An 11,707-nucleotide genomic window follows, 5' to 3' on the forward strand; every position below is an offset into this window, starting at 1 on the left:
TACTACGAACGAACAACTTGGTTTGTAGTGGGGACTTTAGTCCTCGGAAAATGCCGGACTAAAGTCCTTACTACGAACGAATAACTTGGTTTGTAGTGGGGACTTTAGTCCTCGAAAAATTCAGGACTAAAGTCCTTACTACGAACGAACAACTTGGTTTGTAGTGGGGACTTTAGTCCTCGGAAAATGCCGGACTAAAGTCCTTACTACGAAGGAATAACTTGGTTTGTAGTGGGGACTTTAGTCCTCGGAAAATGCCGGACTAAAGTCCTTACTACGAAGGAATTTATAAATGTTATTTTACCGCCATCCTTTTACATAAAAAAGTTGCCCAAGTTTCACATCTTTAAGTCTGTTGCGCCACGATTCCATATAGATGTAAAAAACAGGCGTGAGATATAATGTCAATACTTGTGAAAACAAAAGTCCGCCGACAACCGCAATTCCTAACGGGCGCCGAGATTCCGAGCCCGCACCAACTCCTAGGGCGATCGGCAAAGTACCCATTAATGCGGCCATTGTAGTCATCATAATCGGTCGGAATCTTACTAAACACGCTTCATAAATTGCTGCTGCTGGTTGTTTCCCTTCCATCCGCTGGGATTCGATCGCAAAATCGACCATCATAATCCCGTTTTTCTTGACTATCCCTACTAGCAAGATGATACCGATGAATGAGTAAACGTTGAGCTCAACGCCAAATAATATTAGTGTTAGCAAGGCGCCAAAGCCCGCTGAAGGTAATCCTGACAGGATGGTAATCGGATGGATGAAATCTTCGTACAGAATTCCCAGGATGAGATAGATGACGAGAATTGCGATCGCCAACAAAAACCCCAAACTCGGTAGCGAACTCTGAAATACTTGACTGGCGCCCTGATAATTCGTCGTGATGCTGTCGGGAATCACGGATTTGACGATTTTGTCGATCGCGCTATTGGCACTTCCCAGGGCGACACCAGGGGCGAGATTGTAGGAAGTTGTCGCAGCATTCATCCGCCCGACGTGGTTGATAATTAACGGCGCGACTCCTTGGGAGATTGTCGCAAAGGTGGCTAGCGGTACTTGGGTTTGACTTCCAGAAGCATCAGTCGCAGTTGTCGCCATGTAAAGCTGCATTAAAGCATTCGGTTCTTTTTGATATTTCGGTTCTAGTTCCAAAATAACTTGATACTGGTTACTCGCGCCATAAATCGTGGAAACTTGGTAAGCGCCGTAGGCATTTCTTAGGGTATTTTCGATTTGACTGGCGGTGATTCCTAAAGCTGAGGCTTTGTCGCGATTGATATCTACTTTGATTTGAGAAGTCATCTGCAAATCGCTGTTTACATCCTGAATTTCTGACATTGCTTTCATTTTGTCTACCAGTTGCGGCACGTATTTTCGCAGCGGTAAAACATCGGAACTTTGCAGCGTTAGTTGGTACAATCCTGTGCTTTGTTGCGTACCAAGCGGAATGGCGGGAGGATTTTGCAAGAAGACTTGAATACCGGGAATTTCTGCTAATTGCGATCGCAAATTCTGCACAATTTCATCCGCACCCATCTCTCGCTGCGAGATCGGTTTCAGCCGCACGAACAAACTGCCGGAATTACCCGCAACCGCCGCCCCGCCTCCATTTGCACTCGCCCCCGCCCCGATGTTCGAGTTGACTGCTTCCACATTTGGATCTTGGCGAATGGTATTAACAACGGCTTGCTGGTGGCGCGCCAATTCATCAAAGGAGGCATCTTGCGCGGCTTGGGTAATCCCGGTAATTTGTCCGGTATCTTGGCTGGGAATAAAGCCTTTGGGAACTGCGATAAATAATCCAACTGTGGCGAACACCATAACTAATGATAAAATCATGGTAGTGCGGTGATATTTTAAGACTATTTTGAGACTCCAATCGTACAAATTCAAGAATTTATCGAACACGTACTCGGAAGCTTGATAAAGTTTGCTTTGATTGGCGTGATTGACAGGGCGCAAAAAACGACTGCACAACATCGGTGTCAAACTCAAAGACACAAAGCCGGAAACCAAGATGGAAACCGCAATCGTGACTGCAAATTCATGAAACAAGCGCCCCAGCAACTCGCTCATAAATAACATTGGAATAAACACCGCCACCAAGGAAAGCGTCATCGATAAAATCGTAAATCCGATTTCCCTAGAACCGTTTAGCGCTGCCTCTTTTGGGGTTTCTCCAGCTTCGATGTGGCGGACGATGTTTTCCAACATAACGATCGCATCATCGACTACAAAGCCCACCGATAGCGTTAGCGCCATCATTGATAAGTTATCCAACGAGTAGTCGAACAGGTGCATGACGGCAAAGGTGCCGATCAGCGACACCGGTAGCGCTAAGCTGGGAATGACTGTTGCTGACAGGTTGCGTAAAAATACGAAGATGACTAAGATGACAAGGGCGATCGTCAAAACCAGCGTAAACCGGACATCATCCACAGACTCGCGAATCGATTGAGACGCATCGTACATGACGCCAAGTGCGATCGAACTTGGCATCTGGGCTTGCAAACTCGGCAGCAATTTTTGAATCGTATCAACCACTTCGACGGTATTCGTCCCCGGCTGTCTCTGGATTGTGAGGATAATTGCGCGATCGTTATTATACCAGCTAGCAACCTTAGTATTTTCTACACTATCAACCACTCGCCCCAACTGTTCGAGATAAACAGGTTGACCGTTCTTATATGTTACAATCAAACGGCGGAAAGCCGCAGCATCTTTAAGCTGTCCGTTAGTTTGCACCGTAAAGTTTTTATGACTGCCAGAAAGGCTTCCTGTAGGTAAATTAACGTTGCCTTGTTCGATAGCAGTTTGCACTTTATCGATGCTAATTTGCCGTGTGGCTAACTGTTGCGGATCGAGTTGAATTCGGGCGGCATATTTTTGGGAACCGTAAATCTGTACTTGCGCCACACCGTTGATTGTCGAAAGCTTTTGCGCGAGATACGTTTGGGCGTAGCTATCAACTTCTGAAAGCGGCAAAGTTGGGGATGTGAGATAAAGGTAAAGAATCGGCCCATCGGCGGGATTGACTTTACTATAAGTCGGCGGATTTGGCAAATCGTTGGGTATTTGTCCCGCTGCTGAGGAAATTGCCGATTCCACATCCTGCGCCGCATCATCAATACTGTGACTGAGATTGAATTGCAGCGTAATTTGAGTTTTGCCGCTGGTACTGGTGGATGTTAGCGTATCGAGTCCAGCGATGCTGGAAAACTGCTTTTCTAACGGGCGCGCCACGGATGCAGCCATTGTTTCCGGGCTGGCGCCGGGGCGGGAAGCGCTAACTTGAATTGTGGGATAATCGACGTTGGGTAAGTCGCTAATCGGTAGCAATCGATAACTCATCCAACCAAAGATTAGAATCGCCGCCATCACCAGGGTGGTCATAATTGGACGGCGGATAAATGGTTCTGATAGATTCATTTAGTTATACCAGTTTAAGATGAGAATATAATTGCCGTCATTTGAGAATTTTCGGTTTTTCCTAAGTCTCGATCCCCCTAAATCCCCCTTAAGAAGGGGGACTTTGAACACTTCCGATCCCCCTAAATCCCCATCAAGCAGGAGGGACGTTGAACACTTCCGATTTCCCCTTGAAGCAGGAGGGACGTTGAACGCTTCCGATTTCCGCTTCCAGCAGGAGGGACGTTGAACACTTCCGATTTCCCCTTGAAGCAGGAGGGACGTTGAACACTTCCGATTTCCGCTTCCAGCAGGAGGGACTTTGAATGCTTCCGATTTCCGCTTCCAGCAGGGACGACTTTGAACACTTCCGATTTCCGCTTCCAGCAGGGACGACTTTGAACACTTCCGGTTCCCCCCTTCTTAAGGGGGGCTAGGGGGGATCTAGGCCTAATCATCACATCTAAAATCTCAAACAGATTATCCTAAGGATTTTTGCGCGATTTCCCTGATTTTTTCTCGGATGAATTGGAATCATCGCTCGATTTTGTATCCCCTAATGTATCTGACTTATCACCCTTCACTGAATCAGAATTATCTTTAGCATCCTCTGCGGTTTTAACGACTATTTTGCCACCATCAACCAGATTAGCTTGTCCGTCAATGACAACATCATCACCCGCCTTGAGACCTTTTTCGATCACAGTCAAACCATTGATTGTATTCCCGACAACCACGGGCACATTATCTACGGTATCGTCGAACTGTGCGACAAATACGAATTGTCCCTTCGGCCCGGTTTGTACTGCTTGGGATGGAACTACGATCGCATTTGGTTGTTGAGATAAGGTTAATGTAGTATTGACGAATTGACCGGGGAATAGTTTCCCGTCGGAATTATTGAAATCACCGATCAGTTGAATTGAACCTGTAGCGTTGTCAACCGTGTTGTTGACAAAGGACAAAGTTCCTGATATCGGTTTATTGTTTCCTGCAAAGGTGACATCAACTTTCAGCTTGCCGTTTTCTGCGTATTTTTGGATGTCTGGTAAGTTCGATTCAGGAACGGAAAAGGCAACTTGAATGGGATTAATTTTGGAGATGGTTACTAAGGGTTTGTCGGTGCTTGGTTGTACCACATTACCTTCTGTGACTAGGACGTTTCCGGCGCGTCCGTCGATCGGCGAAAACACCTTAGTATAGGATGATTGCACTTGAGCGTTTTGCAAAGTGCCGCCGTCAGCGCTAACACTAGCCTGAGCACCCTCGATCGCCGATCGATCGCCCTCCACGACAGACCGAGCATTCTCAATCCCTACTAAATCGCTCTTCACCGCCGTCTGAGCGTTCTCAATTCCGATTAAATCGCTCTTCAGGGCAGTTTCCGCATTTGCGATCGCCACCTCGTCACCTTTGACAGCAGCCTCCGCATTCGTGATGCCAATGCGATCGCTCTTCAGGGCAGTTTCCGCATTTGCGATCGCCTGTTTGTCAAGTTCAACCGTTGCCGCCGCCGCTCGACTGCTGGTAGCATATTGTTCCGCTTGATCTTGACTGACTACTCCTTGTTTGTAGAGCTCTGCGTAACGTTGACTTTGGGCTGCGGCATATTCGGCTTGCGCTCGATCTTTTGTTAAAGTGGCGATCGCCTGTTTGACTGCACCTTGGTCTTTTTCCAAAGTCATTTTCGCCTGTTCGACAATTCCCTTATCCTTCGCCAGAGTCATTCTCGCTTGTTCGACAACACCCTTATCTTTTTCCAGAGTCGCCTTAGCTTGTTCGACAATTCCCCTATCCTTATCCAGAGTCGCCCTAGCTTGTTCGACAATCCCTTGGTCTTTAGCAAGATTTGACATGGCTTGTTGCACCTGCGCTCGGTCTTTTGCTACAATGCCTTGAGCTTGTTGGATCGATGCAGTTTGAGAGCGATCGTCGATCGAGAACAGCAACTGTCCTTTCTTAACTTCTTGCCCTTTCTTGAAATAAACCCCAGTAATCCGCCCGCTAGCCTGTGCAGTCACCGAAACAGTAGCACCAGATTGCACGTTGCCGATCGCCTGTAGTTGAATCGGCACCGTTTTTTTAGTTACCGCCGCCACCATTACCGGAGTCACCTGCATTTTACCACTGCGGCGGCTTGCTTTTTCCGGTTTCGGAGCGATCGCCCGCTGCCAAACCAAAAAACCCAAACCTCCCACCAGCAACAATATCAATAAAAACAGTGCAATCCGCCCTTTCGCAAGCACTTTTTCAGGTTTGTTTTCGGCTGCGACAACACTATTTATAGGTTCGCTTTCCGGTAAGGTTTGAGCTTTTTCACAAAGTTCAGAAAAATTATTATTTTTGGGAGTTTCATCAACAATTTCAATCCGGTTTGTTGATTGTTCGTTTGGCTTCAGATTTTCCGCATCAACTTTAGGGCGAGTGCCATTTCGACTGTCATTAATAATTTCCTCAATCATCACCAACCTCCTATAAAAATAGATCTTACTTTTAATAACAGTTGTCAGACCTTTTATATAACTCGCTTTCCAATCTTGAATTTATCTGCGTCTATCTGCGTCTATCTGCCTTAAATCTGCGGTCAACCTCTCAATCTAAGATTTAGACAATACCAGTCTCTTGGAGGGTGCGTCAGACAAAGCAACCAGCAATGCAAAAAAAAAATCAACTTCCTGACGCACCCTACACAAATCCAAAAACTTTTCTCTGGGAGGGTGCGTCAGACAACACAACCAGCAATGCAAAAAAAATTAACTTCCTGACGCACCCTACACAAATCCAAAAACCTTATAATTGCGATCGCACAAAACGTGCTTTCACGGCATTACTGCGGCTTAGTTTCCGAGGATTTTTGAAGGTTTTGTGCGGCGCGAGGATAAGCCTCCTTAAGAATCGCCTTAACTTTTGGCTTCTGTTCAGCAGTGAGATTAATTTCAGTCAAAGCTTTACGCATTTTTTCACCAGACTTCAGCTTAGCGTTCAACTGTTTGTATTGCTCAGCCGTGAGTACCTTTGCGAGTTTTTCACTAACTTCCTTGCGCTTCTGTGCGCGTTCAGCATCAGAAAGCTTCGGTTTCTGGGAATTTGTGGGATTTGCAGCCACCACGTCAGGTTTAGCAGCATCGGAAGAAGCAGCATCCGCCTTCGTTTCCGATGAACTGACTTGAGTCGCCGCAGTCGCATCCGATTTAGCAGTATCGGAGGAAACAGCATCCGCCTTCGGTTTCGCTGAACTTACGGGATTTTCCTTAGCTGCATTAGATTCCGAAGCTTCCGGGGTGTTAGATGGGGCACAAGCCGACAAACCGCCAATTAACATGACACCGGCGAGAATAAATGCTGGTGCGATCGTACTTTTCATGATTCACGGCCTCAAATTAACCTTGTTCCACCAATGTTATAGCGTAAAATCGATCGGCGCATGACGCAATCCTCCTAACCTCACCAGTCAAAAAGCACATGGGGCTTGTGACTTTTTTCCTAGTCCCACACCTCAAAATCAGCCAAAAAGGCTCTAGCGCGATCGATCGCACGTTCGCTAAGCTGCTACACATATACCAAAAGGAATTCGTCAAGCGTGAAGTCGGAAAAAGGCTTTATTTATCGTCGCGATCTAAAATAAATCGACCGCATGGGGACTCGGACATTAAGAACGTCCTAAGCGTCGGGCGCGGTTGCTATATAAATTGTCTGTTATCGCAAAACCCAGAAGGGGAGAGTGGGAGAGTTAGAAAAATCTTCCCTCTTCCTTCTTCCTTCTTTCTTCTTCCTTCACCATAAGGGGGTAATATGTTTTTTGACTCCAAGATACCATCTATAATTAAGTCAGCGCCATTACTTGAATCGCTCCAGATATTGATGGGAAAAAGTTCTATGCTTCGCTTGACCTATCCATCCTTTCGTTTATTGCTGTATTTGGAGTGGCTGCTGCTGGCGACAGCAGCATTCATGGAAGTGCTGCACCCGTTTCGATCGTTTTGGTCGCCGCTGTTGCGTGTAGGCGCGATCGCACTTTTCTGCCTCATCGGGTTGCGTTTACCAACAGTGCGGCTGGGTAGAAAACTTTTATTTACCGCCCTCGAATTCAGCTTAATTTTACTGCCGATTGTGTGCGAAGGCTTATCTAGCCGATCGAGCTTTTTGCTATTTCTCGTGCTGCTGATGCGGAGTTGCCTGATTTTCCGGCAGCCCGGACAAGTCACAGTCTTGGGTTTAGCCCTAATCTCCTATAGCTGGCTGATTTTATCTAAACCAATTTTACGGGGAAAAGTCATCCCCACAGTTTGGGAATGGCGCCTGAGCAACGTGTTATTATTTGGATTGACCTTAGTATTTGCCTTACTATTAATAAATGCCTTAATTGCCGAACGCCAAAGCCGAGAGGAATTAGAAATTGCCCACGACAAATTAGCCATAACTAACGAGCAACTGCGCCACTATGCACTGCGCATAGAAGACCAAGCAACACTGCAAGAACGCAACCGCATTGCTCGCGAAATCCACGACGGACTCGGGCACACCCTGGCGGCTCAAACAATTCAGCTCAACAACGCCCTATTGTTCTGGAAATCCGAGGATGAGAAAGCGCTGGAGTTTCTGAAACAAGCCAAACAACTCGGATCGGAAGCATTCTTAGAAATTCGCAAATCAGTGTCGGTTTTGCGATCGAACCCTTTGCAGGGATTGTCGCTCGAAAGTGCGATCGACAAACTACTGCAAGATTTTCAGCGCCTGAGAGCGATCGAAGTATCCAAGTCAATCCGTTTACCAGTTCCGCTCTCTCAAGAAATGAATACCACACTGTACAGAATTGTGCAAGAATCCCTGACAAATATTCACAAACACGCCAATGCAACAATGGTAACAGTTGGATTGCAGCAACAGGCCGGACAGATTTATTTATCGATTTCTGACAACGGCCAAGGCTTCGATCCGGCGCAAAATACCACAGGATTTGGACTGCAAGGAATGCGAGAACGAGTGGCCGCAGCGGGAGGTCAATTTGCGATTTATAGCGAGTCAGGAAACGGTTGCCGAATTTCCGTTTCCTTGCCCTCTCAAAACATTTAGCCAAGTTAGTTCGTAGTGAGGACTTTAGTCCTTCCAAGTTAGTTCGCAGTGAGGACTTTAGTCCTTCCAAGTCAGTTCGTAGTGAGGACTTTAGTCCTTCCAAGTTAGTTCGTAGTGAGGACTTTAGTCCTTCCAAGTTAGTTCGTAGTGAGGACTTTAGTCCTTCCGAATTTAATGCGGACGCTCAGTCCTCACTACTAACCTGTCTTACTGTTTTACGGTTTAATGCGGACGCTCAGTCCTCACTACGAACCTATCTTACTGTGATTGTTTTAGAGGATTGATATATGATTAAAATATTGCTAGTAGACGATCGCCATATAATACGCCGCGGCATCAAAAGTATGCTAGAATGCTACTCAGATATGCAAGTAATAGGCGAAGCCGAAAACGGACAACAGGCGATCGACCAAATCCCCACATTAGAGCCCGACATCGTACTGATGGACATTCGGATGCCCGTGATGGACGGCGTAGCAGCAACCGCAGCCATCGCCAAATCCCATCCCGACACCAAAGTCCTAGTCTTAACCACCTTTGACGACGACGAATACGTCAGCCAAGCCATGCGACTCGGCGCCAAAGGCTACCTGCTAAAAGACACCGAACCCGACGAACTAGCCCTAGCAATTCGCGCTGTTTACAAAGGACACACCCAACTCGGCCCCGGATTGTTTGAAAAAGCTTTGATGACACCTGCGGTAACAACTCCCGCCGTAGTTTCTCCCCCAGAATTAGAACAACTCACCCCCAGAGAATTAGAAGTATTGCGTCTAATAGCTTCCGGCGCGAACAACCGAGAGATTGCTCAAACCTTATTTTTGTCGGAAAATACAGTCAAGAACTATGTCACAAATATTTTGAGTAGATTGAATTTGCGCGATCGCACTCAAGCCGCCCTGTTAGCCCATTCACTCTTCAATTAGCAAATTCTAACCCAATACGGTTCACTTAACACTATTTATGCCCGGAGATCCCCCTCGCATACCCCCTACTCGACCCCTACTCCCCTGGTTGTAGGGGAGTAGGGGTTGACTTTAAGAGCTTCTTGTCCCACCCCCTACTCCCCTTGATCAGGGGGGTTAGGGGGGGATCTGTCTTAAGTAAACCGTATTGAATTCTCACCTACTTGAAACCCACCCAGAAACCGGGTTTTTCTCCCCAATACTTGCCAAAAACCCTAAATCTCTATAAAAACCCGGTTTCTTAAGCCCCAGAAACCCACCCAGAAAATGTTAACTGCATCACAGATTGCGCTATCAATTAACGCGCGCGATCAAAATGGCGTCGCCGCCTGTAAGCTGAGCCTTTGTCCCAACTGCGGATGCTCAAAGGAAAGTTCCCGTGCGTGCAAATGTAGCCGGCTCGCAGCAGCGCGACATCCATAAAGTCGATCGCCCAAAATCGGCATTCCCAACCCTCGGACATCCGCCGCATGAACCCTCAATTGATGAGTGCGTCCCGTCAGCGGCCAAAACTCCACGCGACTATGATTTCCCTCCTTCGCCATTACCTGAAACCGAGTAACGCTGGGTTTTCCGCACTCCCAATTAACTTGCTGAACTAGGGAATTTTTTGGGTCTTCTTTTACCGGGAGTTCGATCGTCCCCGCCTCTATGTTGACAGTCCCCGAAAGCACAGCTTCATAAACTTTGTGAACCCGCCGTTTCTCAAATTGCAGGCTTAGTTGACTGCTGGTTTCTTTGTCCCGCGCCAGCAACAAAATCCCAGATGTTCCTAAATCTAACCGATGCACCGCCGTCAATTCTAACCCGTCCAGTAACAAGTTTTGCAAGCGACTCAAAACGCTATCTTGATTTTCTAGATAACGACCTGGAACTGACAGCAAACCTGAGGGTTTATTGACTGCAATTAACCATTTATCTTCATAAATAATTGGCAGCATTTCCTGGGGATTGGTAACGGGCAAGATGCCAGTTCCACCAAATTTTTTGAGATTTGTGGGGTGGGCATGGAGCCTGCCCCTCAAAGTCTGACTTGTCGGGCGGGCTTCGATGCCACCATTAAAAGACTGATTTACACTGTTTTTTGATGCGACTTTTGACAGAATTTTGCTATTAGCTGACGATGTAAAAGCCGGGTAAGCTTTCGGCCCCGAAACAATTGGATTTTGAGCCAATCCTGACAGCAAAAAACCCATCAGCGGCTGACAGCGATCGCCGCAAGCACCGTAAAATTCTCCCGGAACTTTGTCACCCGATGGCGGCCCCCACCAAAACTCAGCCATTGCTAACGGTTTCAGATTGTGTACAGCCGCGCAGTGGAGCAATTTTGGCGCGCAGCAGTCGCCGGTACCAGTGGGAATAGAATTAGTTGGCATTAATGAGGAGATCGATCGCGATTCCCCCAAAAAATTCACCAGGGTGTAAGCCGCGTGCATCTGCGCCTGAAGTTCGCGGGAAAGTTCTTTTCGTCCCTGTTTCAGCATCCGCATCCGCTCATCCGCAGCATCAATTAATTGTTTTAGCGGCTGCAATATTTCATCCCGCCGCCGTTTCAATTGCCTGCGTTCAATTCCCTCCAAACGGCTTGCTTGATTCAGTTGTTCCAGGGCTATTTCGAGTGTTTCTGCTGGCAGAGTTTCACACAGTAACTGGCGTTTTTCATCTCGCTGCTGCTTGCAATTACGGTGGCGCGCATTCACCACTTGCAATTGCAATTCAAACTCCTCGCATAAGGCTGCATACTCTTGTCGCTGCGGGAGTTGCTTGAGTGCAATCAATTCCTGTTTCATCGCCTCCAATTGACTCAAAGCCCGGGCTTCCTCGAATGCAACTCGCGATCGTCCCGGAATCGGCGGCACCCAGCCGTCAACAACGCTGCAACCGTTCAGCAGCCCCGAAAATGCTTTGAGAATCCGCTGCTCTCCCCAAGGCATCTCTACCAGCAATATGCCGTACATCTTGCCCTCGCGATCGTAGGAATCGTCAGCAGCAAGGTATTCCATCAAACCCCTGGCGATCTCTTCAGACATTCGAGTACGTGGCAATCTCAGCAGCTCGCCGCTTTGAGGGCAATGCCCTTCGTACCAATAATTGGGGCTAGAGTCGATCGACCCCCGATCTCCGTCCATAAAGCAGTCCGTGAAATCTAAAAATGCGTGCAGAAGTAACATATTAAATTTGGTTTGAAATCTGAATCATGACATATTTATTTTTGTCCTGCCTGTATTCTACAGTCGTGTACCGAAAGTGGG

The 11,707-nt window shown here is 47.3% G+C and carries 6 protein-coding genes; 2 read left to right on the forward strand and 4 right to left on the reverse strand.

The window, feature by feature from the left end:
* Positions 1 to 300 precede the first annotated feature (300 nt).
* The 3 genes from QUB64_RS01015 to QUB64_RS01025 all read right to left on the reverse strand — a co-directional run bounded on the left by QUB64_RS01015 (position 301) and on the right by QUB64_RS01025 (position 6,781).
* On the reverse strand, positions 301 to 3,438 hold the full coding sequence (locus QUB64_RS01015; protein WP_333269009.1) for an efflux RND transporter permease subunit: 3,138 nt from the start codon (positions 3,436 to 3,438) through the stop codon (positions 301 to 303).
* Between the two features lie 464 nt (positions 3,439 to 3,902).
* On the reverse strand, positions 3,903 to 5,879 hold the full coding sequence (locus tag QUB64_RS01020) for an efflux RND transporter periplasmic adaptor subunit (protein WP_333269010.1): 1,977 nt from the start codon (positions 5,877 to 5,879) through the stop codon (positions 3,903 to 3,905).
* 365 nt (positions 5,880 to 6,244) lie between these two features.
* On the reverse strand, positions 6,245 to 6,781 hold the full coding sequence (locus tag QUB64_RS01025) for a hypothetical protein (protein ID WP_333269011.1): 537 nt from the start codon (positions 6,779 to 6,781) through the stop codon (positions 6,245 to 6,247).
* A gap of 512 nt (positions 6,782 to 7,293) precedes the next feature.
* Here QUB64_RS01025 and QUB64_RS01030 point away from each other — a divergent pair.
* Complete coding sequence (locus tag QUB64_RS01030) at positions 7,294 to 8,490, forward strand: sensor histidine kinase (protein ID WP_333269012.1); 1,197 nt, start codon at positions 7,294 to 7,296, stop codon at positions 8,488 to 8,490.
* Positions 8,491 to 8,777: 287 nt separating this feature from the next.
* Positions 8,778 to 9,416, forward strand: a complete 639-nt coding sequence (locus QUB64_RS01035; protein WP_333269013.1) for a response regulator transcription factor — start codon at positions 8,778 to 8,780, stop codon at positions 9,414 to 9,416.
* 350 nt (positions 9,417 to 9,766) lie between these two features.
* On the opposite strand, the gene QUB64_RS01040 is transcribed toward QUB64_RS01035, so the two are convergent.
* Positions 9,767 to 11,626, reverse strand: coding sequence for an RluA family pseudouridine synthase (locus QUB64_RS01040; RefSeq protein WP_333269014.1), 1,860 nt, complete (start codon positions 11,624 to 11,626; stop codon positions 9,767 to 9,769).
* Positions 11,627 to 11,707 lie beyond the last annotated feature (81 nt).

The sequence above is a fragment of the Microcoleus sp. Aus8_D2 genome (genome assembly GCF_036702665.1).
GTDB lineage: Bacteria > Cyanobacteriota > Cyanobacteriia > Cyanobacteriales > Microcoleaceae > Microcoleus.

Coding starts and splice junctions, on each gene's coding strand:
- QUB64_RS01015 (WP_333269009.1), bottom strand. CDS start 3,438: ATGAATCTATCAGAACCATTTATCCGCCGTCCAATTATGACCACCCTG.
- QUB64_RS01020 (WP_333269010.1), bottom strand. CDS start 5,879: ATGATTGAGGAAATTATTAATGACAGTCGAAATGGCACTCGCCCTAAA.
- QUB64_RS01025 (WP_333269011.1), bottom strand. CDS start 6,781: ATGAAAAGTACGATCGCACCAGCATTTATTCTCGCCGGTGTCATGTTA.
- QUB64_RS01030 (WP_333269012.1), top strand. CDS start 7,294: ATGCTTCGCTTGACCTATCCATCCTTTCGTTTATTGCTGTATTTGGAG.
- QUB64_RS01035 (WP_333269013.1), top strand. CDS start 8,778: ATGATTAAAATATTGCTAGTAGACGATCGCCATATAATACGCCGCGGC.
- QUB64_RS01040 (WP_333269014.1), bottom strand. CDS start 11,626: ATGTTACTTCTGCACGCATTTTTAGATTTCACGGACTGCTTTATGGAC.